Source organism: Facivitalis istanbulensis, assembly GCF_040560405.1.
Classification (GTDB): domain Bacteria; phylum Pseudomonadota; class Alphaproteobacteria; order Sphingomonadales; family Sphingomonadaceae; genus Sphingomonas; species Sphingomonas istanbulensis.
Map to the genome: position 1 here is coordinate 158781 of NZ_JAVSCQ010000003.1, position 12663 is coordinate 171443.

Below are 12663 nucleotides of genomic sequence, written 5' to 3' on the forward strand. Positions count from 1 at the left end.
GGACGCCGATGATGCGATCGCAGGGCTTGGGGGGTATTCGGATCGGCCTGTTCCTGCTGGTCTGGTTTTCCGCCGCCTGGTTCGGTTCGTGGGAACTGAACCCGAACAATGCCACCCGCCTGTTCGCCGCGATCCGCATGGTGGAGGATGGCACCGCGACCATCGATCCCTTCGCGCCGCTGACCATCGACAAGGCGCAGTTTGGCGAGCATGTCTATCTCGACAAGGCGCCGGGCATGACGCTGCTCGCGCTGCCCGCGGTGGCATTGACCGACGCCATCACCGGCGATCGGGCCGCCCGGCATGATCCGAACGGCTTCGATCCCGGTTTCGTCGAATATCTGAAATTGCGGACCCGGGTCGCGGCGGCCCTGGGCGCGGCGCTCCTGACCGCGCTGGCCGCGGTGACGTTATTCGATCTTTCGCTCGCATTGACGGGCAGCGCGGCGGCGTCGCTGTTCGGGGCGCTGGGCTATGCGCTGGGCACGCCGATCTGGGGCTATTCGACGACGCTGCTGGGCCATGCGCCGGTGGCCGCGCTGTTCGTCATCGCCCTGGCCGGTATCGCGCGGGGAGGGACCAGAGGATTGGTGGTCGCCGGGCTGGCGCTCGGCTTCGCCGTGGTGATCGAATATCAGGCGGTGCTGGCGGGATCGATCATCGGCCTCTGGGCGCTGTGGCGGCATCGCGCGCAGCCCCGAACGCTGTGGCCGTTCTTCGTGGCGGGCATGATCGGGCTGCTGCCACTCTTCGCCTATAATCTCTTCGCCTTCGGGACGCTGTTCCGCATCGGCTATTCGGGCGTGGTCGGGTTCGCGGGGATGAATCAGGGGCTGTTCGGCCTGACCGTCCCGCATCCGCTGATCCTGGGCGAGATCCTGATCGGGCCGCCGCGCGGGTTGATCTGGGTCGCGCCGATCCTGTTGCTCGCTCCCGCCGGCCTGTGGCGGCTGGGTCGGGAGCGCGCGACGCGGGGGCTGGCGCTGACCGCCGTTGGCGTGGTGCTGGTCGCGCTGCTGGTGAACGCGGCCTATGTCTATTGGGACGGTGGCAATGCCACGGGCCCGCGCCATGCCATGCCGCTGGCGGGTGTCGCTGCGCTGGGGCTGGCGCCGCTCTGGGCCTGCGCGCGATATCGGCGCGAGCGGGTGGCGCTGGCCATGCTGCTCATCGCGTCCATCGCGATCAACCTGACCATCGCGGCGGCCGAGATCTTCGCGCCGCCGCAATATCGCTGGGCCTGGTGGCAGGCGGTGATGCAGTTGCGCTTCCTGCCCGGCGACCTGCGCACCGTCCCGTCCGAATGGTGGGGCTGGACGCCCTGGGCAGGGCTTGCCCTATGGGCGGCCCTTGTCCTCCCGCTCGCGCTCTGGCTGGTTCAGCGCTGTGCGCGCTTCAGCCCGCGTACCCGGTGCCAGATGTAAAAGGCGATCAGCGCGACCAGCACGATGCCGATCGCCAGGTCGGCGCGGTGGAAGAACGCCTTGACGCGCGGGTCGGAATTCCATTTGTCGCCCAGTTCGCGCCCGATAAAGGTCAGTACGAGGCAGAAGGGCCAGCTGCCGATGAAGGTGTAGAGGTGGAAGGGCACGAGCTTCATCCGCGCGACCCCGGCGGGGAAGGCGATGAAGGTGCGGATCACCGGCAACAGCCGCCCGATCAGCACCGCCATCGAGCCATATCGTGCGAAGAAGCGATCGGCGGCGTCCAACTCGCCCGGCCCGATCAGCAGATAGCGGCCCCAACGCTCCGCCACCGGGCGGCCGCCCCGCTTGCCGATCTCATAGGCGACGATCGAACCCAGATTACACCCCAGCGCGCCCGCGGTCGCGGCGAGATACAGGTTGAACTGGCCGGTCGACACCAGATAGCCCGCGAACGGCATGATGATTTCCGACGGCAGCGGAATGCAGGCGCTTTCGATCGCCATCAGCAGCATCACGCCCAGATAGCCCCCCGTCGAAATGACCCAGATGGCAAAGCCCGCCAGCGCGGAAAGAATATGTTCGACCATGGGGTCAGCGACTTGCGCGATTGGCGCACGGGGGTCAATCGCTCCGGGGCGGCGGCGCGGTCGCTTTGGCACAGGGTTGGGAGCGGGGTTGCCGCGACTCCCGGTCATACGACAGGATCGGGCGTGGTATTTCAGGCGGTTTTCCCCGTCCTGCTGGCCACCGCGCCGCTCTCCGCCGCGCCGGAGCAGGAGGTCGATCCCGGAACCGTCGATCCGGCGGATGCGATCGACTGCCGGCTGGATGTCGAGACCTATGGCGCGTTGACCATGGCGCTCGACGGCGAGGACGGCGTGGCGACGGGCGTGGTGCCGGCGGTCAACCAGATCGAGCTCCACCCCCGTTTCCAGCAGCGTGAGGCGCGCGCCTATCACGCGCGCAAGGGCATCGTGACCCAGAGCTGGAGCCCGCTGGGGCGGGGCGGCGATCTGTTGCAACGGCCCGAGATCGTGCGGATCGCCGACAAACATGGTCGCTCGACCGCCCAGGTGGTGCTGGCCTGGCATCTGGGCCACGGCCTGTCCGTGATCCCCAAGGCGGCGGATGCGGCGCACATGACGGACAATCTCGCGGCGACCGAATTGACGCTGGACGACGCGGATATGGCGGCGATCGACGCGCTGGATGCTGCGGATGGACGGATCGGATCGGACCCGCGGACGATGTGAGGCGGGTGTCGGTCGTTGTTGGCGTGCCATTGCGTCGCGATCCCCGAATCGAGGCGGCTCGAACCGATCGGGGTTCACCGGCTGGGTGGCGCGCCGCCCACGCGCGTCGATGATGTCCGTCTTGTCGGACGCCCGATCAGGAATTGCGCAACTGCAAGGGAAACCCGGAGCCCCCCCGCGATCGATCAGCCCAGCAATCCCGCCGCCAACCTCAGGTCCTGGACGAAGCGCGCATACTCCGCCTCTTTGGCGGCCGGGTCGGGCAGGCGGAGCAGGTAGCTGGGATGCACCGTGATGACCGCGGTGCCGCCATCGGGCAGGGGTAGCGCCTTTCCCCGCTCGCGCCCGATGGTCATGGCCTTGCCGAACAGCGCGCGCGCCGCCGTCGCGCCCAGCGCCACCGTCACCCGGGGTTGGATCAGCAGCCGTTCCTGCTCCATCCACCAGCGACAGGCCTGGATTTCGCCCGCATTCGGAGATTCGTGAATCCGGCGCTTGCCGCGCGGTTCGAATTTGAAATGCTTGACCGCGTTGGTGATGTACGCCGCCGCGCGGTCGATCCCCGCCTCCGCCACCGCGCGGTCGAAGACCTGACCGGCGGGGCCGACAAAGGGGTGGCCGGCCAGATCCTCCTGGTCGCCCGGTTGTTCGCCGACGAACATCAGGGCGGCGTCCACCGGACCTTCACCGAATACCGTCTGCGTCGCGGGGCCGTGCAGCGGACAGCGCGTGCAGCCCATCGCCTCGTCGCGCAGCGCGGCCCAGGCCGTCCGGGCATCGCCGCCAAGCCCGGCGCGGACATCCTGCCTGGCGGTATCGATCATGCGCGTCTCGCGTGCCTGCGCACTGGCGATCAACTGCGGGACCAGCGCGGTTTCGGGCATGTTTTTCCAGTATTTGCGCGGCATCTCCTTCAGCATCGCGCCGACTTTCACACGGGCGGGATTGAAGATGCTGGCATAATAGGTCTTCCACACCGCCTCGGTCGGGTCGCCCTCCGGCGCGTCCGCCCTGGTCGCGCCGGGGCCTTCGGACAAGGTCTGGCCGTCCCAGTGCAGCGAGACCTCCGGCGTCAGGATCGACCAGCGCATGGTGGTGAAGCGGTTGACGAAGAATGCCGCATTGGCGCGGACGATATGATGCTCGGGCTCGAACCAGGCGACATAGCGCGGCCCGCCCTCATCCCCGGTTTCGCGGAAGCGGAGAAAGGCGCGCATCTTGTGAATGTCGCGCCGCACCGCCTTGGCCAGCCGATCGAGGCGGCGGACCAGCGGATCGGCCTGATCCTCGATCAACCGGGGCTGGTGGCGCAGCCGGTCGAGCGCGGTGTGGAGCAACGCGAAACGCTCGGGATCGCTGGACAGGATCACGCTGCGCGCGAGGTCGAGAAAGCCGCGCGAGACGGTGAAGCGGGTCGTTGGCGCAGGGAGGGCGACCGCTTGACCCATCGCCCCGAACAGATCGGCTGCTTGCGGACCGACCTGCCACACCACCTGGTCGGGCGGCACGCCATCGGCGATCAGCCCGCGCGCCGCGTCGCGCCACGCATCGAAGTCATCGGCGGCGGGAAGAGTGACGATCCGCACGGGTCAGCCTTTGCCCCAACACTGCGGCCTGTGCGCCAGCGGATCATCCCCGATATGGGCCTGCCGAAGCGGGTGTGTCCCGCGGATCGCCGCTGGACGCGCTCCCCCTCCACCCTGTTTCGCAAGGTCCGCATCCCTGCGCCGGGGAGGATTGTAGACGCATTCAAGGATCAATCGCGCTCGTTCCCGCCGGGCGGGTTGGCCTTGGCGTCCCTCGCCTCGATCGGCTTGCGCTCCTCATAGATTTCGGCGAGCTTCCGCTCGGTCGCGTCGTCGAGTTCCTTCTCGGCGGCGGGAAACATCTCTTCCTCTTCCTCATCGATATGATGTTCATAGCGGTGACGCATATGGAAGAATTTGGATTCCCATTCGTCCGAAGCGAAGTCGAGATCCATCATCTCGCCCAGCAGATCGTCGATCTCCTTATGCTCGGACACCGAGTGGCGGGCATCGTCGCGCAGGTCGGGTTCGCCCAGCATGGTCGCATAGAGCGACTCTTCCTCGGCCGCCGCATGGCTCTGCACCTCGACGCGGAAGGTCTCGAACAGCGTCCGGCGCTTCGCGCTGTCGCCCTTCAGATCGGCGAGCTGCTTCAGCATGTCGCGCTGCTTGTCGTGGTCGCGCTTCAGATCGGCATAGATGTCGGCGGTGGCCATGATCCAATCTCCTTCGCGCATCCCAACGGCGCAGCCGCAGCGCCGTTTCACCCGCGAATCACTCTCATTCAGGCGAAGAGTTCGAGCTGTCTCGCGCGCGGCTTGACCAGCGGCGCCACATCGGCGCGATCGGACAAGCCGACCGGGCGCCAGTCCGCCGCGATCAGAAAGGGGCGTAGCTTGGCGATCGAGACGGTCAGCCGGGCAATGTCCTCCAGCCGCAGCCGCCGCCATCGGCGCGTGGCGATGATCCGGTCCACCGCCTTCACCCCCAGCCCGGGCACGCGCAGCAGCATCTCGCGCGGGGCGCGGTTCACATCGACCGGGAAATGCTGGCGGAACTTGAGCGCCCAGGCGAGCTTGGGATCGATGTCGAGCGGCAGCATGCCCGTCGCCTCGTCCGCCGCCGCCGCCACCTCATCGGGGCGATAGTCGTAGAAGCGCATCAGCCAGTCGGACTGGTAGAGCCGGTGCTCGCGCAGCAGCGGCGGGCGCTGGAGCGGCAGGACGGCGGAGGCGTCGGGGATCGGACTGAACGCCGAATAATAGACGCGGCGCAGGCGGAAGCGATCGTAGAGCGTCGCCGCGCGGCCGACGATGTCGCGGTCGGTCGCGGCGTCGGCCCCGACGATCATCTGCGTCGACTGGCCGGCGGGGGCGAAGCCGGGGGCGGACCGATAGCGTTTCGCCGCGTCCTTTCGGTCGTCGATCGCGGTCTTCACATCGGCCATCGCGCCCTCGATCCGCGACGCGTCCTTTTCCGGGGCGAGCCGCCGGAGCCCGCCGACGGTGGGCAGTTCGACATTGATCGACACGCGGTCGGCATGGACGCCCGCCAGCCGGACCAGTTCGGGATCGGCATCGGGGATGGTCTTCAGGTGAATATAGCCGCGAAAGTCGTGATCCTCGCGCAAGCTGCGCGCCACCTCGACAATCTGTTCCATCGTATAGTCGGAGGACCGGATGATACCCGACGAGAGGAACAGTCCCTCGATATAATTGCGCCGGTAAAAGGCCAGGGTCAGGTTCACCACTTCCTGCGCCGTAAAGCGCGCCCGGCGGACATTGGAGGACTTGCGGTTGATGCAATAATGGCAGTCGAAGATGCAGCTATTGGTCAAAAGGATCTTGAGCAGCGAAATACAACGGCCGTCGGGCGCATAGGCATGGCAGATTCCCATGCCTTCGGTCGATCCGATTCCCTTGCCGTCGCGGCTGTCGCGCTTCGCCGTGCCGGAAGACGCGCAGGATGCATCATATTTCGCGGCATCCGCCAGGATCGCCAGCTTTTCGCGGGTGTCGAGCTGTGCCATTTGTTCCTTATACGTTCTTATGGCCGCGACGGCAAGCGGGAGCCGGATCGCTCATCATGCGTACATACGGGCAATGGCATTCCGGTCCGGTTTCGAGGGGAGAAGACGATGCGCACGATCCTGATGATGCTCGCGCTGGCGACGCCGGTGGCGGTGACGGCGCAGGCCATGGGCAGCAAGGCGAAGACCGCCGATTATGAATTCAGCTACAGCTATCCCGCGGTGGCCGCGCGGATCCCGGGGTTGAAGCGCGGCCTGGATGCCGAGGCGGCGGCGATCCGCGGAAAGATGGCGCGCGACGCGGCGACGGCCCGGCGCGATGCGAAGAAGGAGGGCTTTCCCTTCCGCCCCTATTCCTACGAAAAGACGTGGAAGGTCGTGACCGATACCCCGCGTTTCCTGAGCCTGTCGGGCGACAGCTATGATTATACCGGGGGCGCGCATGGCCAGCCGGCCTCGTCGGCGCTGCTGTGGGACAAGGCGGCGGGACGGCGGCTCGACACGAAGGCCGTCTTCACCTCGGCGGCGGCGCTCCAGTCGGCGACACGGGTCGATTACTGTGCCAAGCTGAAGGTCGAGCAGCGGCGGCGCAATCAGGGCAATGTGTCGTCGATGAACACCTGCCCGCCGATCAAGGACGTGACGCTGCTGCTGGGATCGACCAATGGCCGCGCGATCGATCGTATCGGCCTGATGGCCGACCCCTATGTCGCGGGTTCCTATGCCGAGGGTTCTTATGAGGTCACCTTGCCCGTCACGCCCGCGATCATCGCGGCGACGAGGCCCGAATATCGGTCGGCCTTTGCCGCTCGCCGTCGATAAGGGGCTGATGACGCGGATTTGATGCAAGGGAGGGACAGGATGCGGCCGCATCGCGAATGGCATCGGGTCGATCGGACCGGTTGGCTGCGCGCCGCCGTGCTGGGAGCGAATGACGGCATCCTCTCCACCGCCAGCCTGGTGGTCGGCGTCACTGCCAGCGGCGCGGATCGTTCCGCGATCCTGGTCGCGGGGCTCGCCGGGCTGGTCGCCGGGGCATTTTCCATGGCGGCGGGCGAATATGTGTCGGTCAGTTCGCAGGCCGATCTGGAACAGGCCGATCTCGCCCGCGAACGGGCCGAACTGGCTGAAGACCCCGTCGCGGAAGAGGCCGAGCTTGCGGCCATCTATCAGGCGCGCGGGCTGAGCCAGGATACCGCGCGCCGGGTCGCGCACGAACTGATGCAGGGCGATGCGCTGGCCGCCCATGCGCGTGAGGAACTGGGCATCACCGATGACGGCGCGGCGAGGCCGGTCCAGGCGGCGCTCGCTTCGGCGGCCTCCTTTGCGGTGGGGGCGGCGGTGCCGCTGCTGCTCGCGATCGTTGCGCCGCATGGGTCGGAACTAGGGCTGATCGTTGCCGGGGTGATGCTGTGCCTGGCGGTGCTGGGTGCGGTCAGCGCGGCGGCGGGCGGTGCGGGCAAGTGGCGCGGCGCGGGGCGTGTCCTGATCTGGGGGGCGCTCGCCATGGCGGCGACGGCGGCGATCGGGCATCTGGCGGGAGCGGCCATCTAGCGGCCGATCGTCCCGCGCGCGGGCAAGGCCACCGAGCGCGCGTTACCGCCGCCGTCCGCGCCCCTTCGTCATCGGATCGGGTTTTGGCGGCGGGACCCAGCCGATGGGGCGTTCGGGGCGGGGCTGGCTGGTGCCGATGCCCATCGCGCCGGGTCGCTGGCGGGTCAGGCCGCTGGTGTCGACCTCGACATTCTCCGCCCCGCCGCGCAGCAGGTTGATCCGGTCGCGCAGGATTCGGGCTTCCTCGAAATCGAGGCGTTCGGCGGCCGCTTCCATCTTGCGGCGCAGGTCATCGATGGTCGGGCCGGTCATGCCGGGTGAAACGCCTCAGGCGGCGATCCGTGCCGCTTCGGTCGCGGCGATCCAGCCGCCGCCCAGCACCCGGTCGCCGTCATACAGCACCGCCGCCTGGCCCGGCGCGACGCCATATTCCGGGGCGTCGAAGACCAGCCGGTCGCCGACCATCCGCGCGGGGACGGGCATGGCCATGGACCGGACCTTGGCCGTCAGCGGTCCGTCGAGCGGGCCGAGCACGTTCATCGCGGTGAGCTGCGCAGCCTCCACCGCCAGCGCGATGCGCGGGCCGACGACGACCCGCTTGGTGTCGGGCTCCAGCCGGACGACATAGAGCGGCTCCGGGCTGCCCCCGATCTCAAGCCCGCGCCGCTGGCCGACGGTATAATGGATCAGGCCGCGATGCTCGCCCAGCTTGGCGCCGGACAGGTCGACGATATCGCCGCGCGTGTCCGCCTCGGGCCGCAGCTTGCGGACCAGCCCGGCATAGTCGCCGTCGGGCACGAAGCAGATATCCTGGCTGTCGGGCTTGGCGGCGACGCCCAGGCCCAGTTCGGCGGCGATCTCGCGGACGCGGGTCTTGGGCAGGGCGCCGAGCGGAAAGCGCAGAAAGTCGAGCTGTCCCTGCGTGGTCGCGAACAGGAAATAGCTCTGGTCGCGGGCGGGATCGACGCCGCGATGCAGTTCCGCCCCATTCGGGCCCGCGATCCGGCGGACATAATGGCCGGTCGCCAGGCAATCCGCGCCGAGATCGCGGGCCAGCTTCAGCAGGTCGGTGAATTTGGGCCCCATATTGCACTGGACGCAGGGAATGGGGGTCCGCCCGGCCAGATACTCGTCGGCGAAGCGATCGACGACCTGCTCACGAAAGCTGTCCTCATGATCGAACACATAATGCGCGATGCCCAGCCGGTCGCAGACCGCGCGGGCGTCGCGAATGTCGCGGCCCGCGCAGCAGGCTCCCGCGCGGCCGACGGCCTCGCCATGGTCATAGAGTTGCAGGGTGACGCCGATCGTCTCCGCGCCGGTGGCATGGGCCAGCGCGGCGACGACCGAACTGTCGACACCGCCCGACATCGCCACCACGATCCGCCGGGCCCGGGGGTCGCCCCCAAGCTGAAAATCCACCATCTGCTCCATGGTCCGGCCCATAGCGCTTTCGGACGGGCCATGCAAAAATCGCCGGCCCCCGCATGCGCGGGATCGGGACGCGCCGTTCCGAAAAATCGCGAATGGCTTCGCGCCTTTACCGGGTTTTCATATCCGTTCGATAACCGGGTCGTTGACCAGACAGGGATGGATTGCGCTTTTGGACCTCAGCTTCACACGGTTTGATCGGGATACCGAACTGACGGTGTTGCCGCCGGATCTGGCGGTGCTGATGGTTGGGGTGACCGCGCGGCAGGCGGCCAGCCGCACCGCGGCGGTGCAGGCGGGCTTTGCGCGCCAGGCCCCCGATCCGATCCTGTTCGCGCCGCTCGACGGGGCATTTAACGGGACGGTGGCAAGGGCGTTGATACAGTGGAGATCGGATGGATGAGGCGATAACCAGCAGGTTTAAGCTGATGTTCAAGCGCCCCCGTTATCAAGGGGCGTAAAGGAAAAATGGGGTAAGGAGCCCCGACGAGGTTGATGATGATCGAGAACCATAACATCCGCCCCGCCAAGGTGATCGGGCCACTCGGCGAACCGCTGACGCTCGACACCTTGCCGCCACCCAGCACGACCCGCTGGGTCGTCCGCCGCAAGGCGGAGGTGGTGGCGGCCGTCAATGGCGGCCTGTTGTCGGTGGACGAGGTCTGCGATCGTTACGGCCTGACGGTCGAGGAGTTCGCCGGTTGGCAGCGCGCGATTGACCGTTCGGGTATGCCGGGCCTGCGCGTGACGCGGATCCAGCATTATCGTTCGCTCTACGAACGCCAGCAAAAATACTGATGACGCTGGTTTTTTGACGGAATACGCCATTCATCGAATCCCCGGTACGGGGACGGAACAATACTCGCCGCTCGCACGTCTTCCCGCCAGGATCGGCTTTCGATAACGGAGGGACAGATGGTTAACTTTATCGTATGGCTCGTGGTTGGTGGTATCATCGGTTGGGTGGCCAGCCTGGTAATGCGGACCGATGCGCAGCAGGGCCTGTTCTTGAATATTGTGGTCGGCGTGGTCGGCTCGTTCATCGGCGGGCTGGTCTTCAGCGGCGGGAATATCAATTCCTACAATTTCTCGATCCCGTCCCTGCTGGTCGCCTTGGTCGGCGCGATCATCCTGCTGGCGATCGTGAACCTGGTGCGTCGCGGTCGGGTGCGCTGAGCCCCGATCAGGTGCAACGAGGTAAGAAAAAAGGGCCGTCCGGGCGACCGGGCGGCCCTTTTGCTATGGGCATCGGAGTGTCGATACCGGGGCCCCGCGCGAGGCTTGTGGGGTCCGATCCAGCGTGGCTGGATCGGACCCGGATGCTCAGCCCAGCAGGAACCGGACGGAGACATCGACCGTCACGTCGCGTTCGCCCGGCGCGATGCTGGTTTTCGACGGGGCGTCGGCGGCCATCGCGCGCAGCATCATCGGGCGTTCGGGGCCGCGCGCATTCTCGCCATTCTCGGTGATCGACACGATGCGCAGCACCCGCATCCCGGCCGCCTTGGCATAGAGTTCCGCGCGGGCGCGGGCGCGGCGCACGGCATCGGTGCGCGCTTCGTCCAGCGCGGCGTCGGGATTGTCGAGCGACAGATTGGGGCCATCGATCTGGTTGGCACCCTGCGCAACCAGCGCGTCCAGCACGCTGCCCGAGGTGGCGATGTCGCGGAAGCGGATGTTGAGCGTATTGATCGCCTGATAGCCGGTGATCGTCGGCGGGACATTGTCGCCATAGCGATATTGCGGCTGGAGCTGGACGGTCGCGGTCTGGATATCGCGATCCGCGACCCCGGCGCGCTTCACCGCCGCCAGCACCCGCGTCATCCGCGCGGCATTGTCCGACAGCGCGGCGGCCGCCGTCGCGCCCTGGCTGACCACGCCCGCGCGGATCGTCGCCAGATCGGGCACGCGGGTCGTGCGCCCCTCGGCCGAAATGTCGAGGACGGTGCCGTTGGCCGGAACCATCGGCTCGACCGTAGTCGGCGCGCTCTGGGCGGAGGCGGCGACCGACGCGAGCGCCATCGGGGCGAGCGCGGCGGCAAGCAGGACCGTTTTCATCAAATTCTCCCGTGGTTGTTCTTCGGGCCTTTTGGCCGGAAGCGGTAAAACGTGCGATGAACGCGCCGGAACCATTCTGGGTCCCTTTTTGCGACGCCGCGCAAAGGCGCTTGAGGATGGTGATGTATTCCGATAATACAGCATGAAAGGGCGCTTTCCGGCGTGTGGAACAGTGCGCGGGAGCGGATGGGGATCGATGACGAACATGCATGATGAACCGATGGCGATCGGCGCGGGCGAGCAACTGGCGCTGGACGGGCCACGACCGGTGCGGCGGCGGCGCTGGATCGGGATCGTCGTCGGCGTCGTCGTCCTCGCGCTCGCGGCGTGGTTTGTCCTGGGCGGGAAGAAGCAGCCGGCGGCGTCGGGCATGGGGTCGGGAACGCAGGTGCCCAACATCACCGTCGTCGTCCCCGGCCGCCAGTCGGTCAGCCGCCTGGTGTCGGCCACGGGGACGCTGGCGGCGCGGCGAGAAATGCCGGTGGGCGTCGCGGGCGAGGGGGGCATGATCACCCGCGTGCTGGTCGAGCCGGGCCAGTGGGTTGCGGCGGGGCAGGTGCTGGCCACGGTCGACCGCTCGGTCCAGACGCAGACCGCCTCGGCGCTGTCGGCGCAGGTCGCGGTGGCGCAGTCGGATCAGCAGATCGCCCAGTCCGAACTGGACCGCGCGCAGCAGCTCGTCGATCGCGGCTTCATCTCCAAGGCCGACCTGCAACGCCGCACCGCCACGCGCGATGCCGCCGCCGCCCGCGTCCGCGCGGCGCAGGCGACGTTCCGCGAGGCGCAGGCGCGCAACGGCCGCCTCGACATCCGCGCGCCTGCCGCCGGCCTGATCCTGACCCGCGCCGCCGAGCCGGGCCAGATCGTCAGCTCGGGATCGGGCGTGCTGTTCCGCATGGCGATGGGCGGTCAGATGGAGCTGCGCGCGCAACTGGCCGAGGCCGATCTGGTCGGCCTGTCCGTCGGCGCGCCCGCCACCGTCACGCCGACCGGCGGCGACAAGAGCTTCAAGGGCGAGGTGTGGCAGATTTCGCCGGTCATCGATCCGCAGACGCGGCAGGGCATCGCGCGCGTCGCGCTGGCCTATGATCCCGCGCTGCGCCCCGGCGGTTTCGCTTCCACGACCATTCGCGGCGGTTCGGGCCAAGCGCCGCTGCTTCCCGATTCGGCGATCCAGAGCGACGACAAGGGCAGTTTCGTGTATATCGTCGGACCGGATGACAAGGTCGCGCGCCGCGATATCAAGATCGGGCAGGTGTCGGATGACGGCGTGACCATCGCGGCGGGCCTGACCGGCAACGAACGGGTGGTACGGTCGGCGGGCGGCTTCCTCGCGGTGGGCCAGTTGGTCCACCCGATCCTCGCGGGCCGGGAGGCCAGGTGAC

General features: G+C 67.7%; 15 protein-coding genes. 8 read left to right on the plus strand and 7 right to left on the minus strand.

The features are described from left to right. Window positions 1-8 precede the first annotated feature (8 nt). The gene (locus RN629_RS03435) at window positions 9-1424 is read left to right on the plus strand and encodes a hypothetical protein (RefSeq protein ID WP_407033866.1); all 1416 of its coding nucleotides are present in this window, start codon (window positions 9-11) and stop codon (window positions 1422-1424) included. Here the strand turns inward: RN629_RS03435 and RN629_RS03440 are convergent. Next, window positions 1379-2014, minus strand: a complete 636-nt coding sequence (locus RN629_RS03440; protein ID WP_407033867.1) for a DedA family protein — start codon at window positions 2012-2014, stop codon at window positions 1379-1381. The genes RN629_RS03435 and RN629_RS03440 overlap by 46 nt on opposite strands. A 123-nt stretch (window positions 2015-2137) precedes the next feature. On the opposite strand from RN629_RS03440, the gene RN629_RS03445 reads away from it, so the two are divergent. Continuing rightward, window positions 2138-2680: an aldo/keto reductase gene (locus RN629_RS03445; RefSeq protein ID WP_407033868.1), complete on the plus strand. Its 543-nt coding sequence runs from the start codon at window positions 2138-2140 to the stop codon at window positions 2678-2680. Between the two features lie 185 nt (window positions 2681-2865). On the opposite strand, the gene RN629_RS03450 is transcribed toward RN629_RS03445, so the two are convergent. The 3 genes from RN629_RS03450 to RN629_RS03460 all read right to left on the minus strand — a co-directional run bounded on the left by RN629_RS03450 (window position 2866) and on the right by RN629_RS03460 (window position 6235). Beyond that, complete coding sequence (locus RN629_RS03450) at window positions 2866-4266, minus strand: UdgX family uracil-DNA binding protein (RefSeq protein ID WP_407033869.1); 1401 nt, start codon at window positions 4264-4266, stop codon at window positions 2866-2868. 170 nt (window positions 4267-4436) lie between these two features. Continuing rightward, window positions 4437-4922, minus strand: coding sequence for a hemerythrin domain-containing protein (locus RN629_RS03455; protein ID WP_407033870.1), 486 nt, complete (start codon window positions 4920-4922; stop codon window positions 4437-4439). 68 nt (window positions 4923-4990) lie between these two features. Continuing rightward, window positions 4991-6235 carry a putative DNA modification/repair radical SAM protein gene (locus tag RN629_RS03460; protein ID WP_407033871.1) on the minus strand — a complete coding sequence of 415 codons (1245 nt, stop codon included), beginning with the start codon at window positions 6233-6235 and terminating at the stop codon, window positions 4991-4993. A gap of 108 nt (window positions 6236-6343) precedes the next feature. Here RN629_RS03460 and RN629_RS03465 point away from each other — a divergent pair, with 108 nt between their 5' ends. Together RN629_RS03465 and RN629_RS03470 are read left to right on the plus strand one after the other, a co-directional pair. Then, window positions 6344-7057 carry a DUF4163 domain-containing protein gene (locus tag RN629_RS03465; RefSeq protein WP_407033872.1) on the plus strand — a complete coding sequence of 238 codons (714 nt, stop codon included), beginning with the start codon at window positions 6344-6346 and terminating at the stop codon, window positions 7055-7057. A 39-nt stretch (window positions 7058-7096) separates the two neighbouring features. Next, entirely contained in the window at window positions 7097-7789 is a 693-nt protein-coding gene (locus tag RN629_RS03470; RefSeq protein WP_407033873.1) for a VIT1/CCC1 transporter family protein, read from the plus strand. A 42-nt stretch (window positions 7790-7831) separates the two neighbouring features. Here the strand turns inward: RN629_RS03470 and RN629_RS03475 are convergent, their stop codons facing one another. Next, window positions 7832-8101, minus strand: coding sequence for a UvrB/UvrC motif-containing protein (locus RN629_RS03475; RefSeq protein ID WP_407033874.1), 270 nt, complete (start codon window positions 8099-8101; stop codon window positions 7832-7834). A gap of 15 nt (window positions 8102-8116) precedes the next feature. Then, complete coding sequence (gene mnmA / locus RN629_RS03480) at window positions 8117-9223, minus strand: tRNA 2-thiouridine(34) synthase MnmA (RefSeq protein WP_407033875.1); 1107 nt, start codon at window positions 9221-9223, stop codon at window positions 8117-8119. A 169-nt stretch (window positions 9224-9392) separates the two neighbouring features. Between mnmA and RN629_RS03485 the strand changes: the two genes are divergently transcribed. The 3 genes from RN629_RS03485 to RN629_RS03495 all read left to right on the plus strand — a co-directional run bounded on the left by RN629_RS03485 (window position 9393) and on the right by RN629_RS03495 (window position 10396). Next, entirely contained in the window at window positions 9393-9623 is a 231-nt protein-coding gene (locus RN629_RS03485; RefSeq protein ID WP_407033876.1) for a hypothetical protein, read from the plus strand. A gap of 95 nt (window positions 9624-9718) precedes the next feature. Next, the gene (gene sciP, locus RN629_RS03490) at window positions 9719-10018 is read left to right on the plus strand and encodes a CtrA inhibitor SciP (protein WP_407033941.1); all 300 of its coding nucleotides are present in this window, start codon (window positions 9719-9721) and stop codon (window positions 10016-10018) included. Between the two features lie 117 nt (window positions 10019-10135). After that, window positions 10136-10396, plus strand: a complete 261-nt coding sequence (locus RN629_RS03495; protein ID WP_407033877.1) for a GlsB/YeaQ/YmgE family stress response membrane protein — start codon at window positions 10136-10138, stop codon at window positions 10394-10396. Between the two features lie 147 nt (window positions 10397-10543). Here the strand turns inward: RN629_RS03495 and RN629_RS03500 are convergent, their stop codons facing one another. Further along, on the minus strand, window positions 10544-11278 hold the full coding sequence (locus RN629_RS03500; RefSeq protein WP_407033878.1) for an SIMPL domain-containing protein: 735 nt from the start codon (window positions 11276-11278) through the stop codon (window positions 10544-10546). A 205-nt stretch (window positions 11279-11483) separates the two neighbouring features. Between RN629_RS03500 and RN629_RS03505 the strand changes: the two genes are divergently transcribed. Beyond that, window positions 11484-12662, plus strand: coding sequence for an efflux RND transporter periplasmic adaptor subunit (locus tag RN629_RS03505; protein WP_407033942.1), 1179 nt, complete (start codon window positions 11484-11486; stop codon window positions 12660-12662). Window position 12663: the final 1 nt, after the last annotated feature.

Excerpts from the sequence above, each read along its gene's own strand:
- RN629_RS03435 (WP_407033866.1), top strand. The coding sequence starts at position 9 with ATGATGCGATCGCAGGGCTTGGGGGGTATTCGGATCGGCCTGTTCCTG.
- RN629_RS03440 (WP_407033867.1), bottom strand. The coding sequence starts at position 2,014 with ATGGTCGAACATATTCTTTCCGCGCTGGCGGGCTTTGCCATCTGGGTC.
- RN629_RS03455 (WP_407033870.1), bottom strand. The coding sequence starts at position 4,922 with ATGGCCACCGCCGACATCTATGCCGATCTGAAGCGCGACCACGACAAG.
- RN629_RS03460 (WP_407033871.1), bottom strand. The coding sequence starts at position 6,235 with ATGGCACAGCTCGACACCCGCGAAAAGCTGGCGATCCTGGCGGATGCC.
- RN629_RS03465 (WP_407033872.1), top strand. The coding sequence starts at position 6,344 with ATGCGCACGATCCTGATGATGCTCGCGCTGGCGACGCCGGTGGCGGTG.
- RN629_RS03470 (WP_407033873.1), top strand. The coding sequence starts at position 7,097 with ATGCGGCCGCATCGCGAATGGCATCGGGTCGATCGGACCGGTTGGCTG.
- RN629_RS03475 (WP_407033874.1), bottom strand. The coding sequence starts at position 8,101 with ATGACCGGCCCGACCATCGATGACCTGCGCCGCAAGATGGAAGCGGCC.
- mnmA (WP_407033875.1), bottom strand. The coding sequence starts at position 9,223 with ATGGAGCAGATGGTGGATTTTCAGCTTGGGGGCGACCCCCGGGCCCGG.
- sciP (WP_407033941.1), top strand. The coding sequence starts at position 9,719 with ATGATCGAGAACCATAACATCCGCCCCGCCAAGGTGATCGGGCCACTC.
- RN629_RS03495 (WP_407033877.1), top strand. The coding sequence starts at position 10,136 with ATGGTTAACTTTATCGTATGGCTCGTGGTTGGTGGTATCATCGGTTGG.
- RN629_RS03500 (WP_407033878.1), bottom strand. The coding sequence starts at position 11,278 with ATGAAAACGGTCCTGCTTGCCGCCGCGCTCGCCCCGATGGCGCTCGCG.
- RN629_RS03505 (WP_407033942.1), top strand. The coding sequence starts at position 11,484 with ATGCATGATGAACCGATGGCGATCGGCGCGGGCGAGCAACTGGCGCTG.